This is a genomic window from Bradyrhizobium sp. DN3 (assembly GCF_041357655.1).
Taxonomy (GTDB): domain Bacteria; phylum Pseudomonadota; class Alphaproteobacteria; order Rhizobiales; family Xanthobacteraceae; genus Bradyrhizobium.
Genome location: NZ_JAULLN010000035.1, coordinates 1 through 12,734 on the forward strand (window position 1 = coordinate 1; position 12,734 = coordinate 12,734).

Consider the following 12,734-nt stretch of genomic DNA (forward strand, 5'->3'; position numbering starts at 1 on the left):
CTGAATCACTGATATCTCTGCGTCGCAACAGCCGTCTTTTTCAACAGAATCGGCCATAAGCGGACCCGTGCACGTGCCATTCCGAAGGATGGAAATTAACTGGCTTTCCGCTATTTTGTGTTGAGCCGCAGTTCTGTAGCGGCGATCTCGAAACGAGGTTCGCGATGACCTCCAGGTCCTGGATCAGGCGGCTCGGCGCGCCGCTCGTCGCTTTTTTTCTGACCATCTGGCCGTTGATTCCTCCGGTACATGCGATTGAGGACTCTGCAAAGGTTGGCGTGGTGTCCTTTGGTCTGTACGGGGATCAAGGCGTGTTTAGATCCGAGGCGACCGGCGCGGCTGAGGTCGTGGCCGGCCGTTTCGAGACTGGACCGATCAACGTGGAGTACAATTCCAAGAAAGGGGGACGTGCAACGATCGAAGCTCTGACCAAGTCGTTGCAGACGGCAGCCAACCGCTTGGATCCCGAGAAAGACGTTCTCTTTTTGATTCTCACCTCGCATGGCTCTCCTGATGGCCTTGCAATCAAGGCGGGGCGGCTCACAGAAACGCTTACACCATCTCGTCTCCGCGACATGCTCGCGAAGACAGGTGTGCGACACAAGGTGGTGGTCATCTCGGCTTGTTATTCCGGAGTTTTTATCCCGCGCCTGGCGAGTCCCGATGTGCTGGTCATCACCGCGGCCGATGACAAGCATCCGTCGTTCGGCTGCCAGGACAAGGCCAAGTGGACCTATTTTGGCGACGCTTTTTTCAATGTCGCGCTCCGGAAAGCCGTCAGCCTGAAGGATGCGTTTCTCGATGCGCGCTCACTCGTCCGGAAGCGAGAATTGCGGGAACATTTCGAGCCGTCGAATCCGCTCATGGCGGGCGGTGCAGACGTGCTGCCATTGCTTGTCGGACGCCCTTGAACAACCGGCCGCGAGCGCAAAGGCTGTTGCTCGCGGGCGCATCGCCGTTTCCGGTCACCCCCGATAAGCAGACTGCTTGGCGGCCCCCTTAGACTTCGCATTCGGGGCCAATAACGGACTCCGTACCGCCGCATCAAATGGCATCATCAATAACCCCCGTCAGCACGTAGCAAGAAGGGCTCGGGAATAGTTAGGCCAGCAGCCCTCGCACTCGCCGGGCGTCATCGAAGCTGGTGACAGGGAGGTCACCAGTCCTGAGCGAACCGCCGGAATTGGCCAACTGCCGGCGTTAGATGGCCGCCTCGGTCTGCGCGTCGAAAACGTGAAGCCTGGAAGGCCGCATGGCAACGCGCAGCTTATCGCCCACCCTCACCCTCGCGGTCGGCTCGATGCTCGCCACCATGATGCTCTCGCCGACCTTCATATCGAGCAGGATTTCCGAGCCGAGTTGCTCGACCACCTCAATCACAGCATCGAAGCATGGGTGGCCGAGATCAACGCTACCGGCCACGGTGAGGTCCTCCGGACGCACGCCGAGCAAGACCTCGCGTCCGATATGGCCGCGCAGCCGCTGCGCGGCCTCGTCCGGCAGCCTGATGCGCAGACCGGAGTTCTCGGCGATCAGCGATCCGTTCGCCTCGGTCACCGTAACGGCGGCGAAATTCATGGCCGGGGAGCCGATGAAGCCGGCGACAAACTTGTTGGCGGGCCGATTGTACAGCTCGAGCGGCTCCCCAACCTGCTGCACCACGCCGTCTTTCATGACCACGACCCGGTCACCCAGCGTCATGGCTTCGACTTGATCATGAGTAACGTAAATGGCTGTAGTGCCGAGTCGCAGATGCAACTTCTTCAGCTCAACGCGCATCTGCACCCGCAGCTTGGCATCAAGGTTCGACAGCGGCTCGTCGAACAGGAACACGCGGGGGTGGCGCACGATAGCACGGCCTAACGCCACGCGCTGGCGCTGGCCGCCTGAGAGCTGGCGAGGCCTGCGCTTTAGCAATTCGCCGATGCCGAGGATGTCAGCCGCCTCCAGCACGCGCTTGTCAATCTCGGGCTTTTCGAATTTGCGCATTTTCAGGCCGAACGCCATGTTGTCGTACACGCTCATGTGCGGGTACAGCGCGTAGTTCTGGAACACCATGGCAATGTCGCGGTCCATGGGCGCCAATTCATTGACCACGTTGCCGTCGATGGAAATGTCGCCGGAACTGATCGCTTCAAGCCCGGCGATCATCCTGAGCGTCGTCGTCTTGCCACAGCCGGAGGGGCCGACGAACACCACGAACTCCTTATCGCGGATCTGCAGATTGACGTCTTTGACAGCGTGCACGCTGTCAAAGAACTTGTTGATCCCCTTGAGGACGACCTGGCCCATTCACTTTCACCTGCCTCCCAACGACCTATGCGCAATCTGGATTCGCGCCTTCGAATCCCTATGATCCGTCGTGCTGTCAGCCCTTCACCGATCCGGTCAATCCTGCGACGTAGTGCTCGACGAAAAACGAATAGGCGATAGCAACCGGTATCGATCCAAGCAGGGCCCCAGCCATCAGCGGTCCCCAGTAGAATACATCGCCACGGATCAGCTCCGATGTGACGCCGACCGGCACAGTCTTCTGCTCAGGCGAGGACAGGAAGACAAGCGCATAGATGAACTCGTTCCACGACAGCGTGAAAGCGAAGATGCCGGCCGAGAGGATGCCCGGGATCGCCACCGGGATGACGATGTAGAGCATAGCCTGCCAGCGCGAGGCGCCATCAATGCGCGCGCATTCCTCGAGCTCCTTGGGTACCGCCTTGAAGTAGCCCATCATGAGCCAGGTGCAGAACGGAATAAGAAAGGTCGGATAGGTCAGAATCAGTGACCAAGGCGTGTCACCCAGCCGATAGTTGCGTATGATCTCTGCCAGCGGAATGAACAGCAGCGTTTGCGGTACCAGATAAGTAATGAAGATGCCGGTGCCCAGGCTGCCGGCAAATGGAAAGTTCAGCCGCGACAGAGCATAGCCGGCGAACACGCCGCACACGAGCGAGATAGCGGTTGACGCGAGCGCGATGAACGTCGTGTTCCACAGCCACGATGCGAACAGCGTTTCCTCGAACAAGTACCTGACATGGTCCCAGGTCGGTTTCCAAGTCCAGAACGGATTGTAGTTGATCGAATTCCAAGGCCGGTAAAGCTCGCCGTCCGGCCGCACCGAAGTGATCACCATCCAGTAGAACGGGAACAGCAGGAAAAGCAGGAACAGCGCCATGGGGACGTAGAAGAATATCCACTTTCGCCACCTTGCGCCTTCGATCATGGCTCAGCGGACCTCCACGCGGCGGATGTAGAGAAGTTGGATGATGACGACCAGAAACAGGACCGGAAACATTGCGAGCGATATTGCGGCGCCCTCGCTCAAGAGGCCGGTGCCGATACCAATCTGATAGGCGTAGGTGGCAAACAGGTGCGTTGCGTTGGCTGGTCCGCCGCCCGTCATCACATAGACGATCTGGAAGTCGGCGAACGTCTGAATCACTGAGAACAGCACCACGACCATGGTCACGGGCAGCAGCAGCGGCCAGGTGATGTGCCAGAACCGCTGCCACGGCTTGGCGCCGTCGATGGCAGCGGCCTCGTTGAGTTCGGGACTGATAGTCTGCAAGCCTGCGAGCAGGCTGATGGCAAAGAACGGCACCCCGCGCCAGATGTTGACGATGATAATCGAGATCATGGCGAGGTCCGGATCGCCCAGCCAATTGATCCGACCGGTGATCAAGCCGAAATGGTAGAGGAGCCAATTGAGAACGCTGAACGTCGGGTCGAACATCCACTTCCAGGCGAAAGTCGAGAGCACGGTCGGGATAATGAAAGGCAGCAGGATGAAAGCACGGGTAAAGGCCTTGCCGCGGAAATTACGGTTGAGCAGCATGGCCAGCCACAGCCCGAGCGCCAGCTTGAAGACGGTGGTCACGCCCGTATAGAGGAAGGTGTTGTAAACGGAGGTGCGAAAGATTCCGTCATTGAAGATCTTGTAGAAGTTAGCGAGGCCGACGAAGTCGCCGGGCATACCGACGCGCGAGTTGGTGACCGACAGCAATATCCCTCGAATGAAGGGATAGGCAATGAACATGCCGAGCAGCGCGATGGTCGGCACCAGCAGCACGAATGCCAACCAGCGCTCGTCCTCGAGCAACCGCTGTCGCCGCGGAGGGGGCGCCTCGCGGAGCGTGGTGGCGGAAACCGCGCTTATCGCCATGTTCGATCCTCGTCGGCCGGAAGATTCCCTTCCCCTACGAAAACGGGAGAGGGACGGCTTAACCTCAGACGTAGACCTTCTTGAGCTCAGCCTCTGCCCACTTCACGGCATCCTCGGCGGGCATGCCTTGGACGGCCTTTGCGTACATATCAATGATGATGTACTTGGTAACGACCTCGGCTGCCTTGCGCGTAGAGGGGCCTTGGTAGCCAGCGAAGCGCCCTGTGCGCGCCGCTTGCTTGTAGGGCAGCATGATCGGGTCGTCGCCCCACAGCTTGTGCTTTTCCCAATCCGTGGTCGGGCCGACTGAGAAGCCCTTCTGGGAGACGAACCACTTGTCGTAGACGTCCTTGGAGTGAATCCAGCCAAGGAATTTCTTCGCCGCATCCTGGTTCTTCGAATAACCCATCAGGAGGTTCGAGAACGGGACGTGATAGCTGAACTGCCCGCCGGGGCCCTTGGGCAGCGCGGCGTGCAGGATGTCGTCCTTCAATTGCCCGCCTGCCTCCGTCTTGTAGGTATCCGGCTTACGCAGAGCCTCGATGTAGATCGAGGCGCCATTGAGCGTGGCGCTGCACGTCCCGGACAGAAAAGCGCGGTTGTTGTTGGAATCGTCCCAGGCGAGCCCGCCTTCATCGTGGGCGTCCTTCCAGAAGGCCACCATGAACTTTACCGACTCGACTGTCGCTGGGCTATTCAGCACAACCGTCTTGCCGTCTGCTTCGACCTCTTTGCCGCCCCAGGACCACAGGTAGGGGTAAGCGAAGGCGGGCGCATCGCCGAACGTGTGACCCAGCGTTTGGCCGATCGGCCGTCCCTTTGCCTTCAGCTTCTTGCCGGCCTCGCGATACTCTTCCCAAGTCTGGGGAAATTTTCCATCCGTGTAGCCGATCTCGGCAAACCAGGACTTTCGGTATGCGATCTGCAGGCCGACGATGCACCACGGCACTGCGATCCATTTTTTTCCGTCATTGGCGACCGCGCGGGATGTTTCGTAGAAGCCGCCCTGGCTCTTGCCGAGTGCCTCAGCGAGATCGCTGACATCCACGACGCTCTCGCCGTAAAGTTGCCCCCAATTGTTGAGGACACAGACGACGTCCGGGCCTGACCCCGACTGGATAGCCGAGGTGACGCGGGCCTGGATATCGTTGGCATTGATGGTCTCGATATTGAGCTTTATGCCGAGCGCCTTCTCGCCCTCCTTGGCGATCTCGTTGCGCAGAAGCTGATCTGACGCCGGAACGAAGTCGGTCCAGCGCAGCCAGTGCACCGTGGTGGCTTGCGCATAGGCGGGCGCCCTGCCGGTCGCCAAGATGCCGGCCATGCCGCCCACAACCGCGGCACCGCCCTTGAGGACGTTACGTCGGGTTACCGTCGTCATGCATCCCTCCCTCGGTGTGTCTGAGCTGATGCCCTTCGGCCGGTCTTACGCCGGCTTGGACTCCCTTTCAGCCTATCGCGCCTCCGTGGCTCAACGCATGCCCACGCTGTCGCCTGCGCAATACGTTGGCTCGATGATCTTTTGTAGGTGTTCCACTTGCAGCGCCGTGGTGGCGAGTTCGCCGCGAAACATGGTGAATTCTTCGCAGAGCAGCGGCGCGACCACGTCGTTCCCAATCGTCGCGGCGATACGCCCGGCGGCCCGGATCGTGTCGGCGCTGCAACATGAACCGCACCGTCATAACGGTCCCTCCCGCGCAGCGACGGTATTGCCGTGGCCAAGCGGGTTTTCCCCGTCTTATATAAAGTTCAGTACCGGAAGCTGGCGTGACGTCATTGTCGCCCGTCGCAGCAGGAAATCAAGTGCTAGCTTTGACGCGCCGGCCATGGTCTCACTTCGGCTCTCTTTGCGGGTTCGTGGCCAATTGACGAGTCTCCTTTGGGGCAATCGCGCCAGGTCGCCGGCGGGTCCAAAGGGCCGCTTCGCACCCTTCATTCCTTTCTTCTGGAGATCTGGTCCTTCACCAAGAGCAAGCCGACGGCAAAGAGCCTGCTGGCGCACCTGTCGCAGCCGAAGGCAATCGAAAGGATGGTGGCCGCGAGCGGAGGCCACGACCTTCGGGCCTTCGACAACCTGACGACGCTCAAGACCTGGGCCGACGAAGGACCGCCGAAGGGCACGCTCTACCACTACCCGAATCCCTACAACCACCAGATCCTATCGATTGCCGCGCAGCCAACACCGCTCAAGATCGCAGTGCAGATATATTCCTAGGGCCTCATGACCCAGATGACAGTCCGCCACATGCAGGGCGAGCCGCTAGAGAAGACGCTCGCCTGGGCTGAGGGCGAGGTTGAAGGCTACTTGCGCATGTGAAGTCGCGGGTCACGTCGTTGTCCAACGAGCAGACGTTTGTCGGCCTCGCTTGCAGGTCCCTTCGGTGCAGATAGTGCGTCAATCGAATCGGGCGGTTATCGATGGCCACGGTCGAGGGTCCTGCCGACGTCTCATATGGGGTCAAAATCGGCAGTCTGCACCGTTGCGAGCCCCTTCCGGTCTACATCCAACAGCCGACGCTTGGACCGGCATCGAGCTAGGCAGGATCGGGCCACAAGAGTACATCATTCAATTACCTCGTCGGCGCCGGCGAGGAGTGTCGGGCTCATTTCGAGGCTGAGCGCCTTGGCAGCCTTCAGATTGATGACCAACTGGAATTTGTTGGGCCGATAGATCGGGATGTCGCCGGGCTTGGTCCCGTTCAGGATCTGATGCACGTCGATGGCAAGGCGTTGGGCAAGTTCGCCCAGATCCGGCGCATAGCTCATCAGCCCACCTGAATCCACATAGTCGCGAAAGGGATAGATGATCGGAAGATGAAGTTTCCCGGCGAGTTCGGCAATGGAGGCGCGTCGTAAAGGGCCACCCTGCGGTGGCCCTTTTGATCATTTTTGAAGGTTTGCGGCGAAGAACTTGGCTGCTTCCGCCTTCGCTTCCTGATCAGCCTTGGCGTCGTATCTGAGCGGCAAATTGAACTTCTTGCCGAGTTCGGTCGCTTCGGGGTTCGTGAACGCGTGCACAGCGCCGGGATACTCGATGATCCGATAATCGGCCTTCGCTGCGTCGAAATCCTTCTTGAGCGCATCGTACTGCTCGCGCTTCGCGAACGGGTCGTCCGCGCCGTTCAGAATGAGGATTTTAGATTTGACGGTTCCCGGCGCCGGTGCAGGAGTGTTCAGACCAAGTGATGCGTGAAAGCCCGCAACGGCGGCGAGATCAGCGCCGGCGCGTGCCATGTTCAGCACCACCGCGCCGCCGAAGCAGTAACCGACTGCGCCGATCCGCTGGGGATTGACCGAGGCCTGCTTGGCGAGTTGCTCCCGCGCTGCGTTGAAGCGCGCCTCCATCGCCTTCGGATCCTTCATCACGGATCCCGAGAGCGCGCCGGCGTCCTTCGGGTTGTCGGCGGTCTTGCCGTCGCCGTACATGTCCGCAATGAACGCCGTGTAGCCCTGCTGTGCGAATTTCCGTGCCTCGTTATGGATATGCTTGGTGATGCCCCACCATTCGGGCACCATGACGATGCCGGGCCGCTTGGCCTGGGTCGCGTCGTCGTAGACAACGAAGCCCTTCATCGTGGTCTGGCCATCCGTGTAGGTGACCGGCTCTTCCCTGACCGCTGCGTGTGCGCTCGCGACCATTGCGATGGCGCAAAGTGCTCCCACTATGTTCGTTCGCATGCTAACCTCCCGCGGGTTTGGCACTAGACTAAATTGGCATACCAGCGACTCCTGCGCTAGGCTTTGAAACCCGTGCAGGTGCCCTCGGTGGCTGCGCCTAAACTTCAAGTTTCCGGACCTCCAGCTTGAGGCGGAGCGTGCCGACATTGCGGTTGGTCGCTGGATGACAAGGCGCGTTGCGCGGACCGCCCAACCGGGCGCTGTGGCCCATCTCGGAAAGTAGGCTCTGGTCCGACCGGGAGCGATATGCTTTGATGGGTGGGGGCGAGTGGCGCGTGGTGGCCCCATGTACATGGTCATTCGCAAGTACACCAAGGTTCGTTCGGTCGCGGACGCCGCCCGCCGCGCCAAGAGCGGCGTCGGCGAGATCCTCAGGCAATCGCACGGCTTCAGATCTTACCATGTGCTGGATGCCGGCGACGGTGTCGGGATCGCCGTGATGATATTTGACGACCGCGAAAGCGCCAATGCAGCGAACGCCAAGATACTGGCGTTTGTTCAAGCCAGTCTGCATGACCTCGATCTTGGAGTTCCCGAAATCGCTGCCGGTGAGGTTTTGGTGAACATCGAGCCTAATGGGTCCTCGGGCATCAAGTAGCCGCAAACCGCACCAGTTGCGTGGCGGGTGCCGTCCTTGCTCATGTCGTCGACCTGATGTCCCCGTCGCGTTTGCGGCGATCACGCCCTGGGCATGCGCGTGCCATTCGATTGCGCGTGCTTTTCGAGGAGCACAACGACATGAAGCAACACACCTTCGAAGCATTTTCCATCACAGCGATCGACCGGATACCGCTGGTGCTTATGGGCACCGCGATGCCGCCACGAGATCCCGATGAAGACGAGGAGGAGGAAGACGACGAAGAGGACGATGACGAACCGGCGGTCGTGCGCGAGCCGGACGAAGACTAGGCTAGCGCGTGCTCGACAGTCGGCGCTATAATATCTGCCATGGGCTGGGATGCGAAAGACATAGCGCTCCTCACTAGGCTCTGGTCCGCAGGACAGAGCGCAGCGCAGATCGCGCGCCGTCTCGGGTGCAGTCGTAACGCGGTCTGCGGCATGCTGACTCGTCAGGGCCTGAAGCGCGGCCACAAGCCGCCCACGGCAAGACCCAAGATAAGGCCGCCCCCGAAGCTGAGGCCGACGTCGTCGGCAGCTTGCGTCCGTCCGGTCGCAAAGAAGGTGTCGCGGAACACAGCGGAGAGGCAGCAGCAGCCCAAGGAATTCAGCAAGCAGCAGCTTTACGCCATGCTGGCTGAGGCGGTCAGAAACACCGGCTAAGAGCTCACCACGAACGTCGTTGCGCTTTCGTCAGTGCCTGGCTCAGCTCGACGGGTTCTTCCGTCGTGTAGCTTCCCAAGCCTTCGTCTGCTTTCAACTCAGATGGCAGCTCCGGCCAGCAAGAAAGCGCCGCCAAGCGCGACCATCACGAGCCCAGGCCAGTTCGATTTGATGCCGAAGCCGCTACCTGGCCTTTCAGGTTCCAGCGTGTCACGTCCGGAGCGAAGCCACTTCCCACCGCTGAATCGGCCTCGCCAGATGGGCTGAAACGCCATTTGGAGTACGCCGACGAAAACAAGGAGCACACCAAGCCATATGAGAGTCATGCTCACCTCCTCTACCTGCGAACGCCGATAGGTTGCTGCGCCGAGAACCGTGGTCCATTCAGCGCCTGCCCGCTGCTCTCGGAATCAGACCGACCTTGGAAGCCGCCGGACGCACCAGCGCGCCGCACGCACGCTGGGGACCGCACTCGCCGAAACTCAGGCGACGTCTAAGCGTCCTGCTTAGTCCTCGTCCGGCTCGCGCACGACCGGCGGTTCGTCGGTTTGGTTCTCTTCATCGTCTTGCTCTTCCTCCTCATCCTCTTCGTCGTCATCAGGATCTCGGGGCGGCATCGTGTCGGGCATGATCGCGAAGACGTGCCGGTCGATCTCGGCCGGAACCAGCTCGGGGAGTTGGGTCATGGTGTTGCTCCTCGGATGTGACCCTGGGGCACTCTACCCCTTTTCGGCGGGGCAGGCACGAAATTGGCGGCCAGCGCGGACGGTTGCGGAAGTGAAGGAGGAGAACGTGCTTTGCCTCTGGATGGCATGGGGGGCGATCTGTTCCGTCAGACCTGCGCGAGGTGCTGCGCCGGTCGGGTGCAGTCAGATGCGGGGGCGGGCTGTTCAGCCCGGCGACCCGATCCCCCGGGTTTGATCCAGCGCAAGATTCTGAATCGCTTTCAGGATAGCTTTGATCATTCAATGGTTCGTTGGAGGCCACAATGATCATTGAGCGCCTATCCCAAGAACACCGCAATATTGAGACGCTGCTCGCCGTGCTTGAGCACGAGCTTGAGATTTTCGATCGCGGCGACCACCCCGACTATGAGGTCATTCGCGCAATCATCAGCTACTTCGAACTCTATCCCGAGATTTACCATCATCCCCTGGAGGAGCTGGTCCTTGCCAAGCTAGAGCTTCGGGATCCGGCTGCGGCGGCTAGCGTCGGCAACCTGAGACTTGAGCACCAAAAGGGGACCGATCGATTGCGCCGCGTTGCTCGGGCGATCGACGGTGTCCTGTCGGATCGGGAAATCCTTCGGCAAAACGTGGACAATATCGTTCGCGACTTCATAGAGAGCGAGCGGCGTCACATCATGATTGAAGACCGCGATTTCTTTCCTGCCGCTCTCAAGGCTCTAAAGCCTGCAGATTGGAGCGAAATCGCTTCGACCTCAATCGATCATGAGGATCCGCTGTTTAGCGAGGCTGCCGAAGAGACCTTCGGCGCGCTGCGACAGCGCATCTTGCAGATGGAGCACGAGTCTGAAGTCGGACGACGTTAGAAGCGCTCCACTGGCAGCGCCGTCAATGCCTCGACCGTGTATCAGGTCAGCTGCCTCGCCGCCGCCGAGATCATCACCAGCCCGCCGGTGATCACCGCGACGTCCAAGATCGCGGTGTGGATGTGCACCGGCATCCGCTCGACGAAGGCTTTTGCGAGGAACGCACCGGGGATCGCAATCGCGCCGATCAGCAGCGCGAAGGCGAGCACCTGCGCGGTCACAGCACCGGCAAGGCCGAACACCGAGATCTTGATCAGGCCGGTGCCGAGCGAGATCATCGCATCGGTTGCGATCACCGCCGCGCCTTCGAGGCCGGCGGCCATCAGCAGCGACAGCAGGATCACGCCGGAGCCCGAGGTACCGCCGACCAGCACGCCATAACCGATCGAACCGGCGGCAAGGCCGGTGTCGCCGATCCTGACCTCGCGGCGGCGCAGCACGCGGCGCAGCGGCACGCTCAGGATCAGCATGGAGCCGATCACGAGCGCCGCGCCCGCATTGGTCAGCCGCGTATAGCCATAGGCGCCGAGCGCGGTCGTCAGCGCCGCACAGAGAAGCACGATCAGCGCGCGGCGGCGGTCGGCATGGCGCAGATAGGCGATGGCGCGGCTGCAATTGGTGAAGATGGCGGAGATCGCGATGATCGGCACCACGGGCTCGGCGCCGACCAGCGGCACCAGCACCAGCGGCATCAAGGCGCCGGTGCCGTAACCGGCGAGACCACCGATGATCGAAGCCAACAACGCCATCAACGCGACCAGCAGGAGCTGAAAAATCGAGATGTCGGCGAAGCCTGAGACGATGGTCACGTTCTCTCATCGCGGCTGACGCGTGCCGCAGCTTGATCGGCGATGGAAGCGAGCGCGGCTTGCTCTAGTGGAAAATCCGCCGCAAGCCAAGCGTCCTCGGCGAGCGTCAACACATGTCCGAGCGAAGGCCCTTCCGCCATGCCGCGCGCGATGAAGTCGGCGGCCTTCAGCGGAAATTTCGGCGCAGTCCAGCGCTGCGGCAGCTCGGCGAGCGCACGCCATCGCGACGATCCGACGTCGCCGCCGGCCCGCGCCCAGGCCAGCAACACGCGATCGTGATAGCGCTCGGCGCCGAGCCGATAGAGCAGCCGGCGTGCATCGGCCTCATCCTTGGTGACCAAGCGCCACCAGCGGTGTCCCATCGAATCCAGCGCCTTGGTCTCGGTATTGGAGAGCCGCAGCCGCGCGGCGACGCGCTTGGCATCTTCGGTCACGGCGACCGCCAGCGCGGCCAGGCGCCGCGTGGCATTCGCCGGCAGGCTGAGCTCGCACTCGATCGCGATCATCGCCGACAGCGGACCCGTATAGACGACGCCCCCGGTCAGCGCTTGCAGCAATCCGCCCTCGGCCATGGCCAGCACGGCCGCGGACGCACCGCCGGCCACCAGCAGCTTGAGCATCTCCATGCGCACCCGCTCGGCCGAGAGGCTAGCCAGGCCCGCGCGTCCCCGGATGCAGGCGAGATAGCCGTCGCGGTCTGGCTCGCCGGCGCCGAAGGCGGCGTGGATGCGGAAGAAGCGCAGGATGCGCAAATAATCCTCGGCGATGCGCTGGCCGGGATCGCCGATAAAGCGCACGCGACGCGCTCTGGCATCCGCGATCCCGCCGACATAGTCGTGCACGACACCATCAGCATCGACCGACAGGCCGTTCATGGTGAAATCGCGCCGCTCGGCGTCCTTCACCCAGTCGCGGCCGAACGCGACCTTGGCCTTGCGGCCGAAGGTTTCGGTGTCCTCGCGCAGCGTGGTCACTTCATAGGGATGCCCGTCGATCACGAGCGTGACGGTGCCATGATCGATGCCGGTCGGCACGCTCTTGATGCCGGCGGCCTTGGCGCGCCGCATCACTTCGTCCGGCAACGCGGTGGTCGCGATGTCGATGTCACCGGGCTTAAGACCGAGCAGCGCGTTGCGCACCGCGCCGCCGACCACCCGCGCCTCTTCGCCGTCCGCGCCCAGCAATTGCAGGACGCGCGCGGTCCCGCCTGCGGTCAGCCAGGGCGCATGGACAAGTAAAGGCTCCGCGATCATCC

15 protein-coding genes and 1 pseudogene are annotated in these 12,734 nt (G+C 61.5%); 6 read left to right on the forward strand and 10 right to left on the reverse strand.

What is annotated here, in order from left to right; genetic code table 11:
- The first annotated feature begins 164 nt into the window (after positions 1-164).
- Positions 165-911, forward strand: a complete 747-nt coding sequence (locus tag AAE027_RS34480; RefSeq protein ID WP_370991011.1) for a C13 family peptidase — start codon at positions 165-167, stop codon at positions 909-911.
- 289 nt (positions 912-1,200) lie between these two features.
- Here the strand turns inward: AAE027_RS34480 and AAE027_RS34485 are convergent, their stop codons facing one another.
- The 5 genes from AAE027_RS34485 to AAE027_RS34505 all read right to left on the reverse strand — a co-directional run bounded on the left by AAE027_RS34485 (position 1,201) and on the right by AAE027_RS34505 (position 5,765).
- On the reverse strand, positions 1,201-2,292 hold the full coding sequence (locus AAE027_RS34485) for an ABC transporter ATP-binding protein (RefSeq protein WP_370991010.1): 1,092 nt from the start codon (positions 2,290-2,292) through the stop codon (positions 1,201-1,203).
- A 76-nt stretch (positions 2,293-2,368) separates the two neighbouring features.
- The gene (locus AAE027_RS34490; RefSeq protein WP_370991009.1) at positions 2,369-3,220 is read right to left on the reverse strand and encodes a carbohydrate ABC transporter permease; all 852 of its coding nucleotides are present in this window, start codon (positions 3,218-3,220) and stop codon (positions 2,369-2,371) included.
- A 3-nt stretch (positions 3,221-3,223) separates the two neighbouring features.
- Entirely contained in the window at positions 3,224-4,159 is a 936-nt protein-coding gene (locus AAE027_RS34495; RefSeq protein WP_128938047.1) for a carbohydrate ABC transporter permease, read from the reverse strand.
- Positions 4,160-4,223: 64 nt separating this feature from the next.
- Positions 4,224-5,540, reverse strand: a complete 1,317-nt coding sequence (locus tag AAE027_RS34500; protein ID WP_370991008.1) for an ABC transporter substrate-binding protein — start codon at positions 5,538-5,540, stop codon at positions 4,224-4,226.
- Between the two features lie 90 nt (positions 5,541-5,630).
- Positions 5,631-5,765, reverse strand: coding sequence for a hypothetical protein (locus AAE027_RS34505; RefSeq protein WP_370991007.1), 135 nt, complete (start codon positions 5,763-5,765; stop codon positions 5,631-5,633).
- Between the two features lie 295 nt (positions 5,766-6,060).
- Here AAE027_RS34505 and AAE027_RS34510 point away from each other — a divergent pair.
- Positions 6,061-6,476, forward strand: a pseudogene (locus tag AAE027_RS34510) (ABC transporter substrate-binding protein); the annotation flags it as partial.
- Positions 6,477-6,721: 245 nt separating this feature from the next.
- On the opposite strand, the gene AAE027_RS34515 reads toward AAE027_RS34510, so the two are convergent.
- Positions 6,722-7,000, reverse strand: coding sequence for an ABC transporter substrate binding protein (locus AAE027_RS34515; RefSeq protein ID WP_370991013.1), 279 nt, complete (start codon positions 6,998-7,000; stop codon positions 6,722-6,724).
- Positions 7,001-7,042: 42 nt separating this feature from the next.
- Positions 7,043-7,837 (reverse strand): dienelactone hydrolase family protein, encoded by a 795-nt coding sequence (locus tag AAE027_RS34520; RefSeq protein WP_370991006.1) that lies wholly within the window; start codon positions 7,835-7,837, stop codon positions 7,043-7,045.
- A 286-nt stretch (positions 7,838-8,123) separates the two neighbouring features.
- Between AAE027_RS34520 and AAE027_RS34525 the strand changes: the two genes are divergently transcribed.
- From AAE027_RS34525 to AAE027_RS34535, 3 genes are all read left to right on the forward strand, one after another.
- The gene (locus tag AAE027_RS34525; protein ID WP_370991012.1) at positions 8,124-8,435 is read left to right on the forward strand and encodes a hypothetical protein; all 312 of its coding nucleotides are present in this window, start codon (positions 8,124-8,126) and stop codon (positions 8,433-8,435) included.
- A 140-nt stretch (positions 8,436-8,575) separates the two neighbouring features.
- Positions 8,576-8,746, forward strand: coding sequence for a hypothetical protein (locus AAE027_RS34530; RefSeq protein WP_370991005.1), 171 nt, complete (start codon positions 8,576-8,578; stop codon positions 8,744-8,746).
- Between the two features lie 39 nt (positions 8,747-8,785).
- A complete protein-coding gene (locus AAE027_RS34535; RefSeq protein WP_091894305.1) occupies positions 8,786-9,118 on the forward strand; it encodes a GcrA family cell cycle regulator in 333 nt (110 codons plus the stop codon).
- Between the two features lie 506 nt (positions 9,119-9,624).
- Here the strand turns inward: AAE027_RS34535 and AAE027_RS34540 are convergent.
- Positions 9,625-9,804 (reverse strand): hypothetical protein, encoded by a 180-nt coding sequence (locus AAE027_RS34540; RefSeq protein ID WP_128935614.1) that lies wholly within the window; start codon positions 9,802-9,804, stop codon positions 9,625-9,627.
- A 302-nt stretch (positions 9,805-10,106) separates the two neighbouring features.
- Between AAE027_RS34540 and AAE027_RS34545 the strand changes: the two genes are divergently transcribed.
- Positions 10,107-10,670 (forward strand): hemerythrin domain-containing protein, encoded by a 564-nt coding sequence (locus AAE027_RS34545; protein WP_370991004.1) that lies wholly within the window; start codon positions 10,107-10,109, stop codon positions 10,668-10,670.
- Positions 10,671-10,711: 41 nt separating this feature from the next.
- On the opposite strand, the gene AAE027_RS34550 is transcribed toward AAE027_RS34545, so the two are convergent.
- Both AAE027_RS34550 and AAE027_RS34555 read right to left on the reverse strand, forming a co-directional pair.
- The gene (locus AAE027_RS34550) at positions 10,712-11,479 is read right to left on the reverse strand and encodes a sulfite exporter TauE/SafE family protein (RefSeq protein ID WP_091894313.1); all 768 of its coding nucleotides are present in this window, start codon (positions 11,477-11,479) and stop codon (positions 10,712-10,714) included.
- On the reverse strand, positions 11,476-12,732 hold the full coding sequence (locus AAE027_RS34555; RefSeq protein WP_091894315.1) for a CCA tRNA nucleotidyltransferase: 1,257 nt from the start codon (positions 12,730-12,732) through the stop codon (positions 11,476-11,478). Before AAE027_RS34555 ends, AAE027_RS34550 begins: the two co-directional genes overlap by 4 nt.
- Positions 12,733-12,734: the final 2 nt, after the last annotated feature.

Coding starts and splice junctions, on each gene's coding strand:
- AAE027_RS34480 (WP_370991011.1), top strand. CDS start 165: ATGACCTCCAGGTCCTGGATCAGGCGGCTCGGCGCGCCGCTCGTCGCT.
- AAE027_RS34485 (WP_370991010.1), bottom strand. CDS start 2,292: ATGGGCCAGGTCGTCCTCAAGGGGATCAACAAGTTCTTTGACAGCGTG.
- AAE027_RS34490 (WP_370991009.1), bottom strand. CDS start 3,220: ATGATCGAAGGCGCAAGGTGGCGAAAGTGGATATTCTTCTACGTCCCC.
- AAE027_RS34495 (WP_128938047.1), bottom strand. CDS start 4,159: ATGGCGATAAGCGCGGTTTCCGCCACCACGCTCCGCGAGGCGCCCCCT.
- AAE027_RS34500 (WP_370991008.1), bottom strand. CDS start 5,540: ATGACGACGGTAACCCGACGTAACGTCCTCAAGGGCGGTGCCGCGGTT.
- AAE027_RS34520 (WP_370991006.1), bottom strand. CDS start 7,837: ATGCGAACGAACATAGTGGGAGCACTTTGCGCCATCGCAATGGTCGCG.
- AAE027_RS34525 (WP_370991012.1), top strand. CDS start 8,124: ATGTACATGGTCATTCGCAAGTACACCAAGGTTCGTTCGGTCGCGGAC.
- AAE027_RS34530 (WP_370991005.1), top strand. CDS start 8,576: ATGAAGCAACACACCTTCGAAGCATTTTCCATCACAGCGATCGACCGG.
- AAE027_RS34535 (WP_091894305.1), top strand. CDS start 8,786: ATGGGCTGGGATGCGAAAGACATAGCGCTCCTCACTAGGCTCTGGTCC.
- AAE027_RS34540 (WP_128935614.1), bottom strand. CDS start 9,804: ATGACCCAACTCCCCGAGCTGGTTCCGGCCGAGATCGACCGGCACGTC.
- AAE027_RS34545 (WP_370991004.1), top strand. CDS start 10,107: ATGATCATTGAGCGCCTATCCCAAGAACACCGCAATATTGAGACGCTG.
- AAE027_RS34555 (WP_091894315.1), bottom strand. CDS start 12,732: ATGATCGCGGAGCCTTTACTTGTCCATGCGCCCTGGCTGACCGCAGGC.